This window comes from Duganella sp. LjRoot269 (genome assembly GCF_964254095.1).
GTDB classification, from domain to species: domain Bacteria; phylum Pseudomonadota; class Gammaproteobacteria; order Burkholderiales; family Burkholderiaceae_D; genus Rugamonas; species Rugamonas hordei.
Genome location: NZ_CAXUSL020000001.1, coordinates 5,060,100 through 5,077,573 on the forward strand (window position 1 = coordinate 5,060,100; position 17,474 = coordinate 5,077,573).

The 17,474-nt window shown below is 64.5% G+C and carries 20 protein-coding genes and 5 tRNA genes; 12 read left to right on the top strand and 13 right to left on the bottom strand.

The window, feature by feature from the left end; translation table 11 throughout:
* The first annotated feature begins 11 nt into the window (after positions 1 to 11).
* From ACSQ3S_RS22520 to ACSQ3S_RS22535, 4 genes are all read left to right on the top strand, one after another.
* Positions 12 to 278 carry a DUF2249 domain-containing protein gene (locus ACSQ3S_RS22520; protein WP_436143853.1) on the top strand — a complete coding sequence of 89 codons (267 nt, stop codon included), beginning with the start codon at positions 12 to 14 and terminating at the stop codon, positions 276 to 278.
* A 119-nt stretch (positions 279 to 397) separates the two neighbouring features.
* On the top strand, positions 398 to 1,825 hold the full coding sequence (nirK, locus tag ACSQ3S_RS22525; protein ID WP_436143854.1) for a copper-containing nitrite reductase: 1,428 nt from the start codon (positions 398 to 400) through the stop codon (positions 1,823 to 1,825).
* Positions 1,822 to 2,637 carry a formylglycine-generating enzyme family protein gene (locus tag ACSQ3S_RS22530; protein ID WP_436143855.1) on the top strand — a complete coding sequence of 272 codons (816 nt, stop codon included), beginning with the start codon at positions 1,822 to 1,824 and terminating at the stop codon, positions 2,635 to 2,637. Before nirK ends, ACSQ3S_RS22530 begins: the two co-directional genes overlap by 4 nt.
* Positions 2,634 to 3,218, top strand: coding sequence for an SCO family protein (locus tag ACSQ3S_RS22535; protein ID WP_436143856.1), 585 nt, complete (start codon positions 2,634 to 2,636; stop codon positions 3,216 to 3,218). The genes ACSQ3S_RS22530 and ACSQ3S_RS22535 overlap by 4 nt, the downstream gene beginning before the upstream one ends.
* A 100-nt stretch (positions 3,219 to 3,318) precedes the next feature.
* On the opposite strand, the gene ACSQ3S_RS22540 is transcribed toward ACSQ3S_RS22535, so the two are convergent.
* From ACSQ3S_RS22540 to ACSQ3S_RS22550, 3 genes are all read right to left on the bottom strand, one after another.
* Complete coding sequence (locus tag ACSQ3S_RS22540) at positions 3,319 to 3,696, bottom strand: GNAT family N-acetyltransferase (protein ID WP_436143857.1); 378 nt, start codon at positions 3,694 to 3,696, stop codon at positions 3,319 to 3,321.
* Positions 3,697 to 4,012: 316 nt separating this feature from the next.
* Positions 4,013 to 4,657: a dihydrofolate reductase family protein gene (locus ACSQ3S_RS22545; protein ID WP_436143858.1), complete on the bottom strand. Its 645-nt coding sequence runs from the start codon at positions 4,655 to 4,657 to the stop codon at positions 4,013 to 4,015.
* Positions 4,654 to 5,082 (bottom strand): GNAT family N-acetyltransferase, encoded by a 429-nt coding sequence (locus tag ACSQ3S_RS22550; RefSeq protein WP_436143859.1) that lies wholly within the window; start codon positions 5,080 to 5,082, stop codon positions 4,654 to 4,656. The genes ACSQ3S_RS22545 and ACSQ3S_RS22550 overlap by 4 nt, the downstream gene beginning before the upstream one ends.
* Before the next feature lie 189 nt (positions 5,083 to 5,271).
* On the opposite strand from ACSQ3S_RS22550, the gene ACSQ3S_RS22555 reads away from it, so the two are divergent.
* From ACSQ3S_RS22555 to ACSQ3S_RS22565, 3 genes are read left to right on the top strand one after another with little or no spacing between them, the layout of a single operon-like run.
* Positions 5,272 to 7,281, top strand: coding sequence for a ribonucleoside triphosphate reductase (locus ACSQ3S_RS22555; protein ID WP_436143860.1), 2,010 nt, complete (start codon positions 5,272 to 5,274; stop codon positions 7,279 to 7,281).
* A gap of 28 nt (positions 7,282 to 7,309) precedes the next feature.
* Entirely contained in the window at positions 7,310 to 7,489 is a 180-nt protein-coding gene (gene nrdD, locus ACSQ3S_RS22560) for an anaerobic ribonucleoside-triphosphate reductase (protein ID WP_020706364.1), read from the top strand.
* Between the two features lies 1 nt (position 7,490).
* Positions 7,491 to 8,198 (top strand): anaerobic ribonucleoside-triphosphate reductase activating protein, encoded by a 708-nt coding sequence (locus tag ACSQ3S_RS22565; protein WP_436143861.1) that lies wholly within the window; start codon positions 7,491 to 7,493, stop codon positions 8,196 to 8,198.
* On the opposite strand, the gene ubiT is transcribed toward ACSQ3S_RS22565, so the two are convergent.
* The 3 genes from ubiT to ubiU are packed head-to-tail and all read right to left on the bottom strand — an operon-like array spanning position 8,195 to position 10,637.
* Positions 8,195 to 8,686, bottom strand: coding sequence for a ubiquinone anaerobic biosynthesis accessory factor UbiT (ubiT, locus tag ACSQ3S_RS22570; RefSeq protein WP_436143862.1), 492 nt, complete (start codon positions 8,684 to 8,686; stop codon positions 8,195 to 8,197). The genes ACSQ3S_RS22565 and ubiT overlap by 4 nt on opposite strands.
* Positions 8,683 to 9,585, bottom strand: coding sequence for a ubiquinone anaerobic biosynthesis protein UbiV (gene ubiV, locus ACSQ3S_RS22575; protein WP_436143863.1), 903 nt, complete (start codon positions 9,583 to 9,585; stop codon positions 8,683 to 8,685). The genes ubiT and ubiV overlap by 4 nt, the downstream gene beginning before the upstream one ends.
* A gap of 14 nt (positions 9,586 to 9,599) precedes the next feature.
* The gene (gene ubiU, locus ACSQ3S_RS22580; protein ID WP_436143864.1) at positions 9,600 to 10,637 is read right to left on the bottom strand and encodes a ubiquinone anaerobic biosynthesis protein UbiU; all 1,038 of its coding nucleotides are present in this window, start codon (positions 10,635 to 10,637) and stop codon (positions 9,600 to 9,602) included.
* Positions 10,638 to 10,781: 144 nt separating this feature from the next.
* On the opposite strand from ubiU, the gene ACSQ3S_RS22585 reads away from it, so the two are divergent.
* From ACSQ3S_RS22585 to ACSQ3S_RS22605, 5 genes are all read left to right on the top strand, one after another.
* Positions 10,782 to 11,249: a hemerythrin domain-containing protein gene (locus ACSQ3S_RS22585; protein ID WP_436143865.1), complete on the top strand. Its 468-nt coding sequence runs from the start codon at positions 10,782 to 10,784 to the stop codon at positions 11,247 to 11,249.
* Entirely contained in the window at positions 11,246 to 11,506 is a 261-nt protein-coding gene (locus ACSQ3S_RS22590; RefSeq protein ID WP_436143866.1) for a DUF2249 domain-containing protein, read from the top strand. The genes ACSQ3S_RS22585 and ACSQ3S_RS22590 overlap by 4 nt, the downstream gene beginning before the upstream one ends.
* On the top strand, positions 11,503 to 12,834 hold the full coding sequence (locus ACSQ3S_RS22595) for a permease (RefSeq protein WP_436143867.1): 1,332 nt from the start codon (positions 11,503 to 11,505) through the stop codon (positions 12,832 to 12,834). The genes ACSQ3S_RS22590 and ACSQ3S_RS22595 overlap by 4 nt, the downstream gene beginning before the upstream one ends.
* A complete protein-coding gene (locus ACSQ3S_RS22600) occupies positions 12,831 to 13,763 on the top strand; it encodes a PaaX family transcriptional regulator C-terminal domain-containing protein (protein ID WP_436143868.1) in 933 nt (310 codons plus the stop codon). The genes ACSQ3S_RS22595 and ACSQ3S_RS22600 overlap by 4 nt, the downstream gene beginning before the upstream one ends.
* Before the next feature lie 108 nt (positions 13,764 to 13,871).
* Positions 13,872 to 14,084 (top strand): hypothetical protein, encoded by a 213-nt coding sequence (locus tag ACSQ3S_RS22605; RefSeq protein WP_436143869.1) that lies wholly within the window; start codon positions 13,872 to 13,874, stop codon positions 14,082 to 14,084.
* A gap of 174 nt (positions 14,085 to 14,258) precedes the next feature.
* On the opposite strand, the gene ACSQ3S_RS22610 is transcribed toward ACSQ3S_RS22605, so the two are convergent.
* The 7 genes from ACSQ3S_RS22610 to uvrC all read right to left on the bottom strand — a co-directional run bounded on the left by ACSQ3S_RS22610 (position 14,259) and on the right by uvrC (position 17,455).
* A tRNA-Gly gene (locus ACSQ3S_RS22610) sits at positions 14,259 to 14,334 on the bottom strand.
* 11 nt (positions 14,335 to 14,345) lie between these two features.
* Positions 14,346 to 14,419 (bottom strand) — tRNA-Cys (locus tag ACSQ3S_RS22615).
* A gap of 54 nt (positions 14,420 to 14,473) precedes the next feature.
* Positions 14,474 to 14,549 (bottom strand) — tRNA-Gly (locus tag ACSQ3S_RS22620).
* Between the two features lie 44 nt (positions 14,550 to 14,593).
* A tRNA-Gly gene (locus tag ACSQ3S_RS22625) sits at positions 14,594 to 14,669 on the bottom strand.
* 65 nt (positions 14,670 to 14,734) lie between these two features.
* Positions 14,735 to 14,810, bottom strand: a tRNA-Gly gene (locus ACSQ3S_RS22630).
* Positions 14,811 to 14,917: 107 nt separating this feature from the next.
* On the bottom strand, positions 14,918 to 15,499 hold the full coding sequence (gene pgsA, locus ACSQ3S_RS22635; RefSeq protein WP_176651594.1) for a CDP-diacylglycerol--glycerol-3-phosphate 3-phosphatidyltransferase: 582 nt from the start codon (positions 15,497 to 15,499) through the stop codon (positions 14,918 to 14,920).
* 93 nt (positions 15,500 to 15,592) lie between these two features.
* Complete coding sequence (uvrC, locus tag ACSQ3S_RS22640; RefSeq protein WP_436143870.1) at positions 15,593 to 17,455, bottom strand: excinuclease ABC subunit UvrC; 1,863 nt, start codon at positions 17,453 to 17,455, stop codon at positions 15,593 to 15,595.
* Positions 17,456 to 17,474: the final 19 nt, after the last annotated feature.

Sequence of the window (17,474 nt, forward strand, 5' to 3'; positions counted from 1 at the left end):
AGGAGTTCACCATGTCCCACGATTGTTCCCAGCCGGCCATCCCGGACGGCATCTATCCATTCGACGCCCGCGGCGTGGCCCGCCGCATGCGCCACGCCGCCATCTTCGGCGCGCTCGACGCGCTCAACCCCGGCGAGATCATGCGCTTCTGTAACGACCACGACCCGCTGCCGCTGCTGGCCCAGATCCAGCACCGCTACGGGCTGCGCGTGGAGGCGGCCTACGTGTCGCGCGTGCCCGGCCAGATCGTCATCGACTTCCTGATCACGCGCCACTGAGCCGCTGTAGCTTTTTTGAAATCTACAACCTGGATCAAGGACTTTGCCGATTCCTTTCCATAGCATGGGTTCGCACTCATCCATGGGTGCACATCCAAACTACAAAGGCGAATAAAAAAATGAAAACGCAATTGAAACTGGTCGCAGCCGGCATTACCAGCGCCGTACTCGCCATGCTCCCCGCCGCGGCGGCCACCCCGGCCGAGACGGCCCTGCCCACCATCACCCAGGAACTGCTGGCGCCGCCGCTGCTGCCGCCGCCGATCACCCGCAAGACCCCCGCCAAGGTGGTGGTCAACCTGACGGTGGAAGAAGTCGAGCGCGAGATCGCGCCCGGCAGCCGCTACACCTTCTGGACCTTCGGCGGCACCGTGCCGGGCAAGATGATACGGGTGCGCGAAGGCGACACCGTCGAGCTGCATCTGCTGAACCTGCCGGACAACAAGCTGCCCCACAATATCGACCTGCACGCCGTGACCGGCCCCGGCGGCGGCGCCGCGCAGACCCTGATCGCGCCCGGCAACGAAGCGAGCTTCACCTTCAAGGCGCTGTCGCCCGGCCTGTACGTGTACCACTGCGCCACCGCGCCGGTCGGCATGCACGTGGCCAACGGCATGTACGGCATGATCCTGGTCGAGCCCAAGGAAGGCATGGCGCCGGTCGACCGCGAATACTATGTGATGCAGGGCGACTTCTACACCAGCGGCGCCTACCGCGCGCCCGGCGTGCAGGGCTTCGACATGCAGAAGGCCATCGACGAGAAGCCGACCTATGTGCTGTTCAACGGCGCCGACGGCGCGCTGACCGGCAACAACGCGCTGACCGCCAAGGCCAACGAAAAGGTGCGGATGTACTTCGGCGTGGGCGGCCCCAACATCACGTCCAGCTTCCACATCATCGGCACCATCTTCGACCGCGTGTACACCGAGGGCGGCAGCCACTACCAGGAAAACGTGCAGACCACGATGGTGCCGGCCGGTGGCTCGACCATCGTCGAATTCGTCCCGCGCGTGCCGGGCAACCTGACGCTGGTCGACCATTCGCTGACGCGCGCCTTCAACAAGGGCGCCATCGGCCTGATGGCGGTCAGCGGCCCGGAGCGGCCTGAGATCTACGGCAAGGGCATCAAGAAGCCGCTGGTGGGCGGCGCGACCGCAGCCGCAGCCAAGGCCGCGCCGCCGGCCGCCAAGCCCGCCGTGGCCGGCGTCGACCGCGCCCAGCAACTGCGCGGCAAGGCGGTCTACGACAGCAACTGCTCGGCCTGCCATCAGGCGGACGGCAAGGGTGTCGCCGGCGTGTTCCCGCCGCTGGCCAATTCCGACTTCTTCCAGCAGCGGCCGTATGAGATGGCGCACATCGTGCTCAACGGGCGCAACGGCGAGATCGTCGTCAATGGCGAGCACTACAACGGCGTCATGCCGCCGCAGGACCTGAGCGACGACGACATCGCCGCCGTCATCAACTATGTCGGCGTGGAGATGAACAAAGTGACGCCAGCGGTGACGCCGGCCCAGGTGCGCGACATGCGCAAGTCGCGCCAGCCATGAAGCCCCGCGCCGCGTCCGGCGGCTTGCTGCCGCTGCTGCTGATGCTGGCGGCGCTGGCTGACCGCGCCGGCGCCGCCGACGTGGTCTACATCGCCATCGCCGGCGGCACGCTGCGCAGCGTGCTGCCGGCCGACGGCGTGGATGCGCCGGCGGTGGTGGCGCCCTATTTGCTGCGCAGCCGGCTGGTCACCAACGCCGAGTACGCGGACTTCGTGCGGCGCACGCCGGCCTGGCAACGCGGGCTGGCGCCGGCGCTGCTGGCGGCGCCGACCTATCTGTCCGGCTGGAGCGGCGCTACCGACTACGCGCCGCTGGCCGCCGACGCGCCGGTGGTGCGCGTGGGCTGGTTCGCCGCGCAGGCGTATTGCGCCTCCGAGGGCGGCCGCCTGCCGCGCTGGTACGAATGGGAGTTCGCGGCCGCCGCCGACGACCATCGTCCCGACGCCCGCGACGACCCGGCTTGGCTGGCCCACATCCTCGGCTGGTACGCCGACGCCGGCAAGCAGCCGCCGCGCAGCGTGGCGACCGGATCGGCCAACTTCTACGGCATCCATGACCTGCATGGACTGGTGTGGGAATGGGTCGAGGATTACAGCGGCCTGTTCGTCAATGCCGACAGCCGCGCCAGCGGCGATCAAAAACTGCTCGATTATTGCGGCGGCGCCGCGGTGTCGCTGGCCGACCGCCGCAACTACGCCGTGCTGATGCGCCTGGCCCTGCTGTCCGCGATGGAAGCGCGGCAGGACGGCGCCAACCTGGGATTCCGCTGCGCGCGCGATCCCGTCACTCCCACTCAAGGAAACAAGCCATGAACAATCTCGCCTCCCTGCGCCGCGCCGTCCTGGCCGCCGCGCTGCTGCTCCCGCTGTGCGCCTGGACGGCGCTGGCCGCCGCGCTGCCCGGCAACTCGATCTACCGCCTCGACGCCACGCTGACCGACGCCACCGGCCAGCACTTCGCCCTGCACGACATGGCGGGCACGCCGGTGCTGATCACCATGTTCTACGGCGACTGCCATGCGGCCTGCCCGGTGATCATCGAAACGCTCAAGCGCACGGTGGCCGCGCTGGGGCCGGATGGCAAGCGCCTGCGGGTGCTGATGGTCAGCCTCGATCCGCGCCATGACACGCCGGCCTCGCTGTCCGGTTTATTGAAGATGCATCAGCTCGATCCGGCGCAGTTCCGGCTGGTGACGGCGGACGGCGACAGCCAAACGCGCGCGCTGGCGGCCACGTTGAACATCAAGTACCGCAGGCTGGAGAACGGCGAGATTAACCACACCACCCGCATCGCGCTGCTCGACGACAAAGGCACGGTGCAGGTGGAGAGCACCCGGCTCGACGCCGAACCGGATCCGGTGTTCGTCAAGCGAGTGGCCGCGTTGATCAAGTAGGCCGGATGAAACTATGGCTTGAGCTTAAACCCCTCGTGACTTCCAACAAAGCCGAGGCGGGTGTAAAAACGATGCGCCTCCGTCCTGGTTTTATCGCTAGTCAGCTGAACCAAACCACAATTGCGTTCACCAGCCAGCAGGATAGCTTGCTGCATATAAGCCAACTACCGATTCCCTGCCCGCGCAAGCCATTGTCAACGCGCACGGCTTCGATATTGGCTCGCAGCGCGCCACGCCGGCTAAGTCCGGGGATGAATGTCAATTGCAACATCGCGATAACACTTCCCTCTAGCTCGCCGACCAGCAAGTACTGATTGATATCGCTATCTATTGCGTTGAAAGCCAGAACATAACAGGCTTCGCTACTGCCGATAGCTTCTCGATTTTTCCCTAAGTTGTCATCGGCCAATAGTTCCAATAATCGAGACAAATCACCGATTCTGGCGCGACGCGTGGTCAATTTTTCATGATCAATCATTGGTGGTATCCGAGAAAATTGCGCTTCAGCAGAGAGCTTCAGGAACTGACCCACGATAGCGGTGTTCAGCGCCGATCAGTTTGGCTTTCGCCTGCGAAGTGCAGGCCTTCAGGATTAGTGCCCCTCAGCCAACCAAAAGAGTATGCACATGGGGTGCGCCGCCGCGCTCCTTGTGGCAAAACTTCGAGTTTCCCCTATTTTTTAAGCATCAGGCTATTTCCGGATCTGCCGACCGAAATTGGGGAAAGCCAAAAAAATAGAGGAGAAAATAGGAGGTTCGCCACAACGACTGCGCAGGCGTGCCCCAACCGGGGCTTCAGGTGCGCCGGATTACAACATGGGTCGCCTTATCCGTTCCCACGAACTCGACGCATTCATATCCCAAAGCCCGCAGGTCGACTCCTTCGAACAGGCGCTCGCCGCTGCCCAGCAGAATCGGCGAGATCGCGATATGCAGCTCGTCGATAAGCCCTTCTTGAAGATACTGCCTGATCACGTCGGCGCCGCCGCCAATGCGCACCTCTTTGCCGTTTGCTGCTTCGCGGGCACGGTCCAGCGCTTCATGGATACCGCCCGTGACGAAGTGGAATATCGTGCCGCCTTCCATCTGGATCGATGGCCGTGCATGATGAGTCAAGACAAAAACCGGAACGTGGTACGGTGGGTTATCACCCCACCAGCCGTTCCAGTTCAAGTCGGGCCAAGGCCCACGAACCGGCCCGAACATGTTCCGCCCAAGAATCCAGGCGCCGACGTTTTTAAATCCCCGCGCGGCAAATTCGTCGTCGACACCGGTCGTACCATCGCCTGCACCGTGGGCATGCTGGAACGTGCGGGTTGGAATGAACCACTGGTGCAGCTCCTTGCCACCCACGCCGAGCGGTTCATTGAGATCCTGATTCGGCCCCGCCCCATAGCCATCGATAGAAATCGTGAAGCTTTCAACTCGAACTCGTGTCATTTTGATCCTCCATTCAAATCATCGTTCCGATGCTGCATGCCTGGCGCGTCGTCTGGGCGTTTGGCAAACCCACAATGTACATAAAAATCGACTTTGCCCTTGGCACAGAACAGCTGGATGTCATTTATCCCCGCAGCCCGACACCGCGCAACCAATGCATTAATCAATTCCTCGCCAAGACCACGGCGCTGATAGTCAGGATGAACAATCATCTCCGTAATGAAGCCATGCAGCTTGCCATCCGAAATGACGCGGGCGAAGCCTACCAATTGGTCTGCGTCATATGCGGCAAAGGATGCCCAGGAGCCGCGCAACGTCGCTTCGTAAAAGTCGTCGCGCCGGTCAAGCGGTCCCCAACCTGTGGTGTCATAGAGGGCTTTGAACGCAGTCGCGTCTGGTGTCGCTGGAGAGAATGTGTAGGTCATCCAGCTATTTTATTTAATTTTCTTACACTGCGCGTAAAGCCTCCGTGCCGGCCAGACGCCGGCCTTTGAGTACAGCTCAAAGACAATCCATATCAAGGAATTGCAAAACCGCGCCGACTTTCGTTGACGACACCATATCTAGTGCCTAACCTAGGACAAACCAACTAGATATGGGATCAAGGAGCAAGCATGCAAGGATTAATTCACACCAGGATCATCAAGCGCGACGGCAGCGAGCAAGCCTTCACGCTGGCCAAGATCGAGGCCGCACTGTTGAAAGCCGGGCGCACCAGCAGCGAGTTCGACCTGCCCGAAGCGCGCCACCTGGCCGAGTGCGCGCTGCTGCATTTGTCGTCGCTGCGCCCGCAAGACCAGCTGACGGTCGAACTGATACAGGACACCGCCGAACGCGTGCTGTACGACGCCGGCTACCGCAAAACCCTGCGCAGCTACGTGGTCTACCGCGAACAGCACGCCAAGCTGCGCCAGGACCGCCACGCACTGGTCGACGTCGCCGCCTCCATCAACGAGTACCTGGAGCGCCAGGACTGGCGCGTCAACGCCAACGCCAACCAGGGCTATTCGCTGGGTGGGCTGATCCTCAACGTCTCGGGCAAGGTGATCGCCAACTACTGGCTCAGCCACGTCTACCCACCCGCCATCGGCCAGGCCCACCGCGAGGCCGACCTGCACATCCACGACCTCGACATGCTGGCCGGCTACTGCGCCGGCTGGTCGCTGCGCACGCTGCTCAACGAAGGCCTCAACGGCGTCCCCGGCAAGGTCGAATCCAGCCCGCCGCGCCACATGTCGAGCGCGATCGGCCAGATCGTCAACTTCCTCGGCACGCTGCAAAACGAATGGGCCGGCGCGCAAGCGTTCAGCTCCTTCGACACCTACATGGCGCCCTTCGTGCGCAAGGACGGCCTCAGCTACGACGAGGTCAAGCAGTACATGCAGGAGCTGATCTACAACCTCAACGTGCCGTCGCGCTGGGGCACACAAACGCCGTTCACCAACCTGACCTTCGACTGGGTTTGCCCGGAAGACCTGCGCGAGCAAATCCCCCGCATCGCCGGCGAGGACATGCCGTTCGCCTACGGTGAATTGCAGGCCGAGATGGACCTGATCAACCATGCCTACATCGAAATCATGATGACCGGCGACGCCAAGGGCCGGGCCTTCACCTTCCCGATCCCGACCTACAACATCACCGAGGACTTCGACTGGGACAGCCCGAACGCCGAACGCCTGTTCGAGATGACGGCGCGCTACGGCCTGCCCTACTTCCAGAACTTCATCAACTCCGAGCTCAAGCCCAATATGATACGGTCGATGTGCTGCCGCCTGCAGCTCGACCTGCGCGAGCTGCTCAAACGCGGCAACGGCCTGTTCGGCTCGGCCGAGCAAACCGGCTCGCTGGGCGTGGTGACCATCAATTGCGCCCGCCTCGGCTATCTGCACCGCGGCGACGAGGCCGGCCTGCTGGCCGCGCTGGACCGGCTGCTGGAGCTGGGCCGCGACAGCCTGGAGATCAAGCGCAAGGTGATCCAGCGACACATGGACAACGGCTTGTTCCCCTATACCAAGCGCTACCTGGGCACGCTGCGCAACCACTTCTCCACTCTGGGCGTGAACGGCGTCAACGAGATGGTGCGCAACTTCGACCCGAGCGGCGAACACGATATCACCAGCGAGTGGGGCCGCGCACTGGCGCTGCGCCTGCTGGACCACGTGCGCGCGCGCATGGTCGAGTTCCAGGCCGAGACCGGCCACATGTACAACCTCGAAGCCACGCCGGCCGAGGGCACGACCTATCGCTTCGCCAAGGAAGACCGCAAGCGCTATCCGGCCATCCGCCAGGCGGGCACGGCCGAGATGCCCTACTACACCAACTCCTCGCAGCTGCCGGTCGGCTACACCGACGATCCGTTCCAGGCGCTGGAGCAGCAGGACGAATTGCAGCGCAAATATACCGGCGGCACCGTGCTGCACCTGTACATGACGGAAGCGCTGACCAGCGCCGATGCCTGCCGCTCGCTGGTGCGGCGCGCGCTGAGCCGCTTCCGCCTGCCCTACATCACGGTCACGCCGACGTTCTCGATCTGCCCCAAACACGGCTACCTGAACGGCAGCCACCCGTACTGCCCGAAATGCGACGCCGAACTGCTGGCGCGCAAACAGGCCGTCAATGTCTGACCTTTTTTATCTCAACCAAGGAAATGCCATGAACAATCTGCCGCAAACCACCATCGCCGAACTGGACAACGCCGAACGCCAGCCTTGCGAAATCTGGACCCGCGTGATGGGCTACCACCGCCCGCTGGCCTCCTTCAACATCGGCAAGCAGGGGGAATTCCACGAGCGCAAATTCTTCAGCGAAGCCGCTGTGAACGCCAGCCGCTGACATGGGCGCCGCCACGCTCAAGGTGGGCGGCTACACGCCGTTCAGCGCCACCGAATACCCCGGCCTGCTGTCGGCCGTGGTGTTCGTGCAGGGCTGTCCGTGGCGCTGCGGCTATTGCCACAACCCGCATCTTCAGCCGCGCACCGGCGCCAGTCCGCTGCCATGGGACGATATCCTGTCCGCGCTGGCGCGGCGCGTGGGCTTGCTGGACGCGGTAGTGTTCTGCGGCGGCGAGGCCACCATGGACCCGGCGCTGGGCGATGCCATCGCCCAGGTGCGCGCGCTGGGCTTCCGGGTCGGACTGGAAACGGCCGGCATCTATCCCGACCGGCTGGCCAGCGTGCTGCCTCTGGTGGATTGGGTGGGACTGGACGTCAAGGCGCCGTTCTCGCTGTATCCCATCGTGACCGGCGTGCCCGGCAGCGGCGATCCGGTGCGGGCCAGCATCGCCGCCGTGCAGGCCAGCGGCGTTGCATACGAATGCCGCACCACCGTGCATCCGGTGCAACTGCCACCGACGCAGCTGGTGGCGCTGGCGCGGACGCTGTCGGCGCTCGGCGTCGAGCATTATGTGCTGCAGGAGTTCCGCGCCAACGGCTGCCAGGACCAGGCGCTGCTGACCAGCGCGGTGGCCGGCTATCCGGGGGGCGAGCTGCTCCAAGATATCGAGCCGCTGTTCCCCCGTTTCAGCATGCGCCGCAACCACTAGCGCGGGCGCCGTCCCGGCAGGCTGTCGAGCAAGCGGGTCAAGGCCTGCTTGCTCAATTCCGTCAGCGGCAGCGCGATCCCATCCAGGGTATTCTTGACCAGCAGACCCAGTTCGGTGTCGCCCTGCATCGACAGGCGGCGCGAGAAGAACAAGGTGTCCGGGTCCAGTTCACGCCGCGCCAGCGCGATGAAGTCGCGCATGCAGGCGCCGATCTCCAGGTCGGCCTCGCCTTGCGCGCGCACGGCCGCGAAGCCTTGTCCGCGCCACGTGAAGTCGAACGCCACGCCGGCATCACTGACGCAGACGCGCAGATGTTTGCCGCGCAGGCTGGCGCGCACATCCTCCGGCAGATGCGGACGCAGCACCAGGTTGAGCGCGGCCACGCACAGCAGCGCGCCGGGATAGGCAGGCAACAAGCGGCCCAGCGCCGCCAGGGGCGCCGGCAGCGGCAGCGCGCCGCCGGTTAGGTTCATGGCGACGGGATTCATGCGGCACGCTCCATGTGATAGTCAAGACCGGGTCGGCCGTACCAGTAACCGTTGCAGGCGGCGGCCGGCAGCAAGCCTTCCATCGCCTGCACCGTCGGCGTGGCCGTCGATGCGCCGCCGCGTGCGGCGTCGAAGGCGGCGATGATCTGCGGCATGTGCTGCGATTGCGGGCTCAACCTCGCGACATCGACGCCCAGCGCCCGCATCTGCGCCACTTCGTTGACCAGGTTGTACACCAGCGCCGACTGGCTCTGGATGCCGTTCAGCACCAGGAAGTCCTGCTGCTCGCGGGTGCGCATCATCAGGCCGTCCGGATGGTCGATGCAGCTGAAGCGACAGTCGTCCTTGGGCAGGTTGCGGTTGCGCGCGGTGAAGCAGCGCGCCGAGAACGCCAGCGGCATGCGGCCGAAGGCGAACACCTCGGTCTCCATGCCGTCCGGGCGCTGCCGCTGCATGTGGCCCAGGCCGGCGCGCCCCATCTCCAGCGGCATCACCCAGCGCCGCGCGCCCAGTTCGTGCAGTAGCGCCAGCGTCGGCGGGTTGTAGACGTTCAGGTGCGGGCCGGCGATGAAGCCGCCCTGGCCGGATAGCAGGTGCACGGCGGCCATGTCGTTGGCTTCGACCCGGTAGTGGCCGTTGGCCGCCAGCCGGCGCTGCGCGCCCAGGTCGGCGCTCGACTCGATCAGCGCCAGCGACGACAGCACCACCTGCTTGCCGCGCGCGGCCAGCAGGTCGGCGATCGCCAGCCAGTCGGCGCTGCGCAGCTCGTGGCGGCGCGAGCACACGGTCTCGCCGAGGTAGACGATGTCGACCGGGGTGGCGGCCATTTCTTCATAAAATTCCATCACTTGGGCGCGTGGCCAGTAGTACAGCAGCGGCCCTAAGGCAAGTTTCAACATGGCGACTCCAGCTTTCATTTCCACGAACGGTGGTAGGCGCCCAGCGTGTGCTGCTGCCCCTCCGCCAGGGTGTTCAGTTCCGACATCCAGCCCGGCTTGACCGAGTAGCGCGCGGCGTTGCCCAGGCACTGGTCGAGCGCCTCGCGCCACACACGCGTGACTTGCGCCACGTAGGCCGGGCTGCGCTGGCGGCCTTCGATCTTGACCGCGCGCACGCCCATCTCCAGCAGCTGCGGCAGCAGTTCCAGGGTGTTCAGGCTGGTCGGCTCCTCGACCGCGTAGTAGGTTTCATCGTCGACCTCGAAGCGGCCCTTGCACAGCGTGGGATAGCTGGCGTTCTCCTGCGGCGTATAGCGGTCGATCATCACGTCGTTCAGGCGCGACTCCAGGCTGTTCGCGCTCTGATGCCAGCGCACCGCCTTGGCCGGCGAGCAGACGCCGTGGGTGTTGGGCGATTCACCGGTCACATAGGACGACAGCGCGCAGCGGCCCTCGACCATCACGCACAGGCTGCCGAAGCCGAACACTTCGATCTCGACCCCGGTGTTGCGCACCACGTGCTCGACCTGGGCCAGCGACAGCACGCGCGGCAGCACCGCGCGGGCGATGCCGAAGTGTTGGTGGTAGAAATTGATCGCCTCGGCGCTGGTGGCCGAGCCCTGCACCGACAGATGCAGGCGCAGCATTGGATGGTGGTCGCAGGCGTAGCGCATCAAGCCGGGGTCGGCCAGGATCACGGCGTCGACGCCGGCCGCGGCGGCGCGGTCGATGGCGCTGCGCCACAGCGCGCTGGTGTCCGGTTGGGGATAGGTGTTCAGCGCCAGCAGAACCTTGCAGCCGCGCTCGTGCGCGTAGGCGATGCCGGCCGCGATGGCGGCGTCGTCAAAGTTGAGGCCGGCGAAGTTGCGGGCGTTGGTGGCGTCGCGAAAACCCAGGTACACGCAATCGGCGCCGTGATCGACGGCGGTCTTGAGCGCCGGCAGACTGCCGGCCGGGCACACCAGCTCTATCGGGCGCTGGCCGGCGGCTGGGGGAATATCGAAAGGTTTCATAAGGCTCAAGCATGGGTAAAAGTTCATCGCCAAACGGCGAACGAACTGTATCGCGCCGTCATGCCTGAAATCCTTGATTTGAATCAAAGAAATTAAGCTTGTGCCGGTGGGACAATGGTCTTGCACATTCTCAAGGACTAGCCCATGCAAACGATCGCCCATTACCTCGAACAGGATCATCGCCACTGCGACGAGCTGTACAACCTTACCGAAGCCAGCATCGCCGGCCGCGACTGGGCCGCCGCCACCACCGGTTTCGCCACCTTCCTGTGGCAGTTCGAACGCCACCTGCACAAGGAGGAACGGGTGCTGTTTGCGCGGCTGGAGCGCGTGATGCAGAACGCCGGCGGCCCGACCAGCGTCATGCGCATGGAACACGGGCAGATGCGCGACACCCTGCGCAACATGGGCGCCGCGCTGGCGCAGCGCGACAGCGACAGCTACTTCGACCACGCCGACACGCTGCGCGTGCTGATGCGCCAGCACAACCTGAAGGAGGAAGGTGTGCTCTATCCGCTGGCCGACCGCGTGCTGCACGAGCAGGCCGACGCCATCATCGCCAGCATGGACTATCTGGAGCGGACCACGGCGGACGCCGAGGTGGCGGTATGAGCTCGCTACAGGAAGCCGCCGCCAACGTGCGCCTGCTCGATGTAGGCGGCCTGGAGCCGCCGGAACCGATGGTGCGCATCCTCGACGCGCTCGACCAGCTGGGCCCCGACGAACACCTGCGTGTGCTGATCGACCGCGATCCGCTGCCGCTGTACCAGATCCTGCGGCGCTACGGCTATGCGCACCGCACCACGCCGCAACCGGACTTTCGCTACGAAGTGCTGATCTGGCTGGTTCCCGACGCGCCCGCCGCATGAAATCCGCCGACGCTCCACAACGCGCGCTGTCGTTCGACCTCAATCCCCGTTTGTCGCTGCCGCTGCGCTATTTCCTGAGCGCGCCGCTGTTTGCGGCGCTGGCGGCCGCGCTGGTGGCGTGGCAAGGCCCGGCCGCGCTGCTGACGCGCTGGTCGCCGTTGACCTTGGCGCTGACGCATCTGATGGTGCTCGGTTGCCTCAGCATGACGATGGTGGGCGCGCTGTTGCAGTTGCTGCCGGTGGTGGCCGGCGTGGCGCTGCCACGGGTCGGTGTAGTGGGCGCCGTGGTCCACCTCGGTCTGTGCCTGGGCACGCTGGTGCTGGCGGCCGCCTTCTGGCGGGAGCAAGCCCTGCTGTTCCGCTGCGCGCTGACGCTGCTGCTGGCGACCTTGCTGCTGTTCGTCGCCGCCTGCACGCTCGCGCTGTGGCGGCGCGGCCCCGGCGCCGGCCCGGTGCTGCCGGGCATACGGCTGTCGTTAGCCTCGCTGGCGATCACGACCCTGCTGGGCGGCCTGCTGGCCGGCGCCTTCGCCTTCCCCGCGCTGGAGGGCCTGCCGCTGCAACGCCTGACCGACCTGCACGCGATGTGGGGCCTGCTGGGCTGGGTGGGCTTGTTGGTGATCGCCATCGCCTACCAGGTGGTGCCGATGTTCATGGTGACGCCGCCCTACCCGCCGCTGCTGACCGGCGGCTTTGCCACCACCATGTTCCTGCTGCTGGCGTCGGCGTCGATCAGCAGCGGGCTGCGCGGACCGGCGCAGCTGTTCCATCAAACCTGCCTGTTGCTGCTGGCGGCCGGCTACGCGGCGTTCGGCGCCGTCACGCTGAGCCTGCTGGCGCGCCGCAAGCGTCCCAGCACCGATCCCACCACGCTGTACTGGCGCACGGCCATGGCCAGCCTGCTGGCGGCGCTGGCGCTGTGGCTGTGGCCTGGCGACGCCCACGACAACCTGCGGCCGCTGTTGCTGGGCGTGCTGCTGATCGCCGGCTTCGCGCTGTCCGCCATCGCCGGCATGCTGTACAAGATCGTGCCCTTCCTGACCTGGTACCACCTGCAGGAAAGCGCCGCGCCCGGCCAGCCCAAGCTTCCCGGCATCAACAAGATCATTCCCGAGCGCGCCGCGCAGCGGCAATTCCTCGCCCATGCGTTGGCCTTGCTGATGCTGGCCGCCGCCTGCTGGCGTCCGGACCTGCTGGCACGGCCGGCCGCCGCGCTGATGGGCTGCTCCTGCCTGTGGCTCTGGTACAACCTGGCCACTGCGCTCCGCCTGTACCGGCGCCTGCGTCCGCCCTCCACGCCACCTTTAACCGTCACGGCAACCACATGAGCAACACCACCGCAAGCCACATCGAAACCTGCCTGCTGCAAGCCAGGCCGCGCCTGAACACCATGCTGATACTGATGTTCAGCGAAGCCCAGCTGTTCGGGCAAAAGAGCCAATGGCTGGGCAGCGCCATCGCGCTGATGCAACCGCTGGGCTTCCAGGAACGGGCGATCCGCACCGCGCTGTGCCGGCTGGCCGATCACCAGGCGCTGCGGGTCGAACGCCACGGCCGCCGTAGCCTGTGCCAGCTGGCCCCGGCCACGGCGGCGGCGGTATGGGCCGCGCGCCAGCGCCACAACATCCCGCCGGAGCGCAGCTTTGCCGAAGACTGGACCATCCTGGTCAACACCGGCGGCATCAACGCCGCGCGCTATGCCACCACGCGCAAACGCTTGCTGGCCCTGGACTACTGCTTGCTGGCGCCGAACTTGCTGGCGCGGCCGAGCGCATATCGCAGCGCACTGGACGGCACCATGCCGGCAGCGGAGGAACTGGGACTGGCTTTGTTCGACGTGAGCGGCGCACAACTGGCCGCAGCCACTAGCCAGCCACTGTTCGGCTGCACCGATTGGGACCTCGACGGCATCGCCGAGCTCTACCAGCAATTCCTGCAACGCTTCGAGCATCTGCGCGGGCTGCTCGATCAACCTGGCGCCATCAGCGACGAGCAGGCCTTCCTGTTGCGGCTGCTAGTCAGTCACGGCTACCAGCACTGTCGCCGCAGCGATCCGCTGCTACCGCAGGAACTGCTGCCCGATGCGTGGCCGGCGTTGGCAGCGTACCAGACGTACGTGGCGCTGTATTGCCGCTGCGCGGGGCAGGCGCGTCGCCACATCCTAGCGCTGACGACCGTCGCCACGGAGCCCCCGCCTGTCAGTGCCCCGAGGTTCCGGCGGCCTATGCTGTCACCGGACAAGCTGACCACGGCATAAGAAGTAGGCGTGACTAGTACTACTTGCCGATTGCCCCCGGCATCGGCACCCGAAACAATAGAAACGTCCAGCCTGGCGCAGGCGCCTAGCTGGCTTAGGAGAAAGAACATGGAACTTATGATGATCGACAACTACTGCGGCCCCACCTTGAGCGTCACAATCAGTCGCGAAGGCAGCCGCATCCACCGTCTGATCGACGATATCAGCCTGCCGCTGCGCGCCAACAAGCTGACGATTCGGCGCGACCCGATGGTAGAAGCACTTTTCGGCGCTCCCAGCAAACGCAGCGTCGCAGTCGATATGTCGCGCTCGGTCAAATAGCACTTTTGCGCCTTGGTGAACCGCCGCGTCATTAGCCAGCGTTTGCAGACCAAATTTTATCTGTGGATCAAAACGAGGCTTACAGACAATCCGTGCAGGTAGGTCAACGCATGCGCGATGATTGAACTTGACATGAAAAAAGGGCAGCCCAGATCTGGCTGCCCTTCTACATACTGGAGCGGGAGAAGAGTCTCGAACTCTCGACCTCAACCTTGGCAAGGTTGCGCTCTACCAACTGAGCTACTCCCGCGTGGAGTGTTTTGGAGGCGAGAATGGGAGTCGAACCCATCTACGCGGCTTTGCAGGCCGCTGCATAACCGCTTTGCTACCTCGCCAGAGGAAACTGTTGACCAAGATAACAGCGGGTTATGCGCTGCCATCCGAAATTCTGGAGCGGGAGAAGAGTCTCGAACTCTCGACCTCAACCTTGGCAAGGTTGCGCTCTACCAACTGAGCTACTCCCGCATAGGAGTTACATTTTATACTACGCCAGCCGAGTTCCGGGGAACTGGAGCGGGAGAAGAGTCTCGAACTCTCGACCTCAACCTTGGCAAGGTTGCGCTCTACCAACTGAGCTACTCCCGCATTGGAGTCCGACATCATAGCAGCTAGCTGCTGTTATTGCCAGTACTACGTTGTTATCGATTACCTGGAGCGGGAGAAGAGTCTCGAACTCTCGACCTCAACCTTGGCAAGGTTGCGCTCTACCAACTGAGCTACTCCCGCGTCGCCGTCATCAACAACAGGCCAGCATTATAGAGGATCTGAGCAGGCTGTCAATGGCAAAAACTTTGTCGAATAAAAAATATTGTTTATTTAGTTTTGACCCGCGATTAGAGCTGGCCGGATTTTTCCTTGATCAGCGGCCATGCCAGGCGCAGGTAGTAGAACATCGACCAGACCGTCAGCACGGCCGCCACTTCCAGCAGGCGCGAGCCCCAGAACTGGGTGTCGATGGCGCCCCACAGCACGTCGTGGAACAACAGCAGCGGGATCGCCGTCATCTGCGCCGTGGTCTTGATCTTGCCCAGCGAGCTGACCGCCACCGACTTGGAGGCGCCGATCTGCGCCATCCATTCGCGCAGCGCCGAAATGGCGATCTCGCGGCCGATGATGATGAACGACAGCACGGCGTTGGCGCGGTCCAGCTGCACCAGCACCAGCAAGGCGCCGGCCACCATCAGCTTGTCGGCCACCGGGTCGAGGAAGGCGCCGAAGGCCGAGGTCTGGTTCCAGCGCCGGGCCAGGAAACCGTCGAACCAGTCGGTGATCGCGGCGACGATGAACACCAGCGTGGCCGCCAGGTTTTGATCCGCCACGGGCAGGACGGTGGTGGGCAGGTAGTAAACGCCTACCACCAGCGGAATCAGCGCAACGCGCAACCAGGTCAACAGTATCGGTATATTGAAAGGCATAAGCTCGGAAATTAGTGCAGCCGTGAAAATTTGTAATGCGCCGCTAGTCTACCTTGCCGCAGCACATTAAACCAGCGCACTGTTGCCGAACACTCAATGGAGCTGTTTGTAGATCTCTTCCGCCAAGGCGCTGGAGATGCCTTCAACCTGCTTCAAGTCCTCGATGCTGGCGTCGACCACGCCGCGCAGGCCGCCAAAACGCGCCAGCAGGCGCTGGCGGCGCTTGGCGCCTATGCCCTCGATCTCTTCCAGGCGCGAGGTCTGGCGCGTCCTGGCGCGCTTGGCACGCATGCCGGTGATGGCGAAACGGTGCGCCTCGTCGCGGATCTGCGCCACCAGCATCAGCGCCGCCGATTCCTTGCCCAGCTCCTGCGAGGCCCGGCCGTCGACGAACATCAGCGTCTCCAGGCCGACCCGGCGCCCTTCCCCCTTGGCCACGCCGACGATCAGGCTGATGTCCAGCCCCAGCTCGGCGAACACCTGGCGCGCCATTTCGATCTGGCCCTTGCCGCCGTCGATCAGCACCACGTCCGGCATGACACCGTCGCCGTTGGCCACCTTTTCGTAGCGGCGCATCAGCACCTGGCGCATCGCCGCGTAATCGTCGCCGGGCGTGATGTCGTTGATGTTGTAGCGGCGGTATTCGCCGTTCTGCATCTGGTGGTGATGGAACACCACGCACGAGGCCTGCGTGGCCTCGCCCTGCGTGTGCGAGATGTCGAAGCACTCCACCCGCAAGGCGTCGATGTCTTCCGGCTCCAGCTGCAGCGCCTCGACCAGCGCGCGCGTGCGCGACTGCTGCGAGCCCTGCTCCTGCAGCAGCCGCGCCAGCGAGATCTCGGCGCCCTTCTGCGCCAGTTCCAGCCATTTGCGGCGCTGGTCCTGCGGCTGGAAGATCAGGTTGATGCGGTGGCCGCACTGCTCCTGCAAGGCCTGCATCAGCGCCGGGTGGTCGAATTCGATATTCAGGATCAGCGTGCCGGGGATGAATTTCTCGGTGTAGTGCTGGACCAGGAAGGCGGCCAGCACCTCGACCTCGATCGGTTCCTCGGCGATGGCGGCGGCGTCGCCGATATGGTTGGGGAAATAGGCGCGGTCGCCCAGGTGGCGGCCGCCGCGCACCATGGCCAGGTTGACGCAGGCGCGGCCGCCCTGCACCAGCACGGCGATGATGTCGACGTCGGCGTCGCCGGTGGTCTCCATGCTTTGCTGGTGCAGCACGCGCGACAGCGACTGGATCTGGTTGCGCACCGCGGCGGCCTGCTCGAATTTGAGCTCTGCGGCGTAGGCGTGCATTTTCTTTTCCAGGTCTTCCATCACTTCGCTCTGGCGTCCGCGCAGGAAGCGGGCGGCGTTTTCGACGTCGACCTTGTAGTCTTCCTTGCTGATCAAATCGACGCAGGGCCCGCTGCAGCGGCCGATCTGGTGCAGCAGGCAGGGGCGCGTGCGGTTCGAATAGACGCTGTCCTCGCAGGTGCGGATCAGGAACACCTTCTGCAGGATCTGCATCGATTCCTTGACCGCCCACGAGCTGGGGAACGGTCCGAAATACTGGTTCTTCTTGTCGACCGCGCCACGGTAGTAGACCATGCGCGGCGCGTCGCCGCCGGTGATCTTCAGGTAGGGGTACGATTTGTCGTCGCGGAACAGGATGTTGAAGCGCGGGCTGAGCGCCTTGATCAGGTTGTTCTCGAGGATCAGCGCTTCGGCTTCGCTGTGGGTGACGGTGGTTTCCAGCCGGGCGATGCGCTCGACCATCATGGCGATGCGCGGGCTGCTGAGGTTTTTCTGGAAGTAGCTGGACACGCGCTTCTTCAGGTCGCGCGCCTTGCCGACGTAGAGCACCTTGTCCTCGGCGTCGAAATAGCGGTACACGCCCGGCAGGTTGGGCAGCTTGGCCACGGTGGCCAGCACTTGTTCGCGCGGATCGGGCGCGCTTGTTTCCACTTCGCTCATTGCTTGTCTCAGTTGGCTT

Bases quoted from the DNA above. Each gene is read 5' to 3' on its own strand.
- ACSQ3S_RS22520 (WP_436143853.1), top strand. From the start codon at position 12: ATGTCCCACGATTGTTCCCAGCCGGCCATCCCGGACGGCATCTATCCA.
- nirK (WP_436143854.1), top strand. From the start codon at position 398: ATGAAAACGCAATTGAAACTGGTCGCAGCCGGCATTACCAGCGCCGTA.
- ACSQ3S_RS22530 (WP_436143855.1), top strand. From the start codon at position 1,822: ATGAAGCCCCGCGCCGCGTCCGGCGGCTTGCTGCCGCTGCTGCTGATG.
- ACSQ3S_RS22535 (WP_436143856.1), top strand. From the start codon at position 2,634: ATGAACAATCTCGCCTCCCTGCGCCGCGCCGTCCTGGCCGCCGCGCTG.
- ACSQ3S_RS22540 (WP_436143857.1), bottom strand. From the start codon at position 3,696: ATGATTGATCATGAAAAATTGACCACGCGTCGCGCCAGAATCGGTGAT.
- ACSQ3S_RS22545 (WP_436143858.1), bottom strand. From the start codon at position 4,657: ATGACACGAGTTCGAGTTGAAAGCTTCACGATTTCTATCGATGGCTAT.
- ACSQ3S_RS22550 (WP_436143859.1), bottom strand. From the start codon at position 5,082: ATGACCTACACATTCTCTCCAGCGACACCAGACGCGACTGCGTTCAAA.
- ACSQ3S_RS22555 (WP_436143860.1), top strand. From the start codon at position 5,272: ATGCAAGGATTAATTCACACCAGGATCATCAAGCGCGACGGCAGCGAG.
- nrdD (WP_020706364.1), top strand. From the start codon at position 7,310: ATGAACAATCTGCCGCAAACCACCATCGCCGAACTGGACAACGCCGAA.
- ACSQ3S_RS22565 (WP_436143861.1), top strand. From the start codon at position 7,491: ATGGGCGCCGCCACGCTCAAGGTGGGCGGCTACACGCCGTTCAGCGCC.
- ubiT (WP_436143862.1), bottom strand. From the start codon at position 8,686: ATGAATCCCGTCGCCATGAACCTAACCGGCGGCGCGCTGCCGCTGCCG.
- ubiV (WP_436143863.1), bottom strand. From the start codon at position 9,585: ATGTTGAAACTTGCCTTAGGGCCGCTGCTGTACTACTGGCCACGCGCC.
- ubiU (WP_436143864.1), bottom strand. From the start codon at position 10,637: ATGAAACCTTTCGATATTCCCCCAGCCGCCGGCCAGCGCCCGATAGAG.
- ACSQ3S_RS22585 (WP_436143865.1), top strand. From the start codon at position 10,782: ATGCAAACGATCGCCCATTACCTCGAACAGGATCATCGCCACTGCGAC.
- ACSQ3S_RS22590 (WP_436143866.1), top strand. From the start codon at position 11,246: ATGAGCTCGCTACAGGAAGCCGCCGCCAACGTGCGCCTGCTCGATGTA.
- ACSQ3S_RS22595 (WP_436143867.1), top strand. From the start codon at position 11,503: ATGAAATCCGCCGACGCTCCACAACGCGCGCTGTCGTTCGACCTCAAT.
- ACSQ3S_RS22600 (WP_436143868.1), top strand. From the start codon at position 12,831: ATGAGCAACACCACCGCAAGCCACATCGAAACCTGCCTGCTGCAAGCC.
- ACSQ3S_RS22605 (WP_436143869.1), top strand. From the start codon at position 13,872: ATGGAACTTATGATGATCGACAACTACTGCGGCCCCACCTTGAGCGTC.
- pgsA (WP_176651594.1), bottom strand. From the start codon at position 15,499: ATGCCTTTCAATATACCGATACTGTTGACCTGGTTGCGCGTTGCGCTG.
- uvrC (WP_436143870.1), bottom strand. From the start codon at position 17,455: ATGAGCGAAGTGGAAACAAGCGCGCCCGATCCGCGCGAACAAGTGCTG.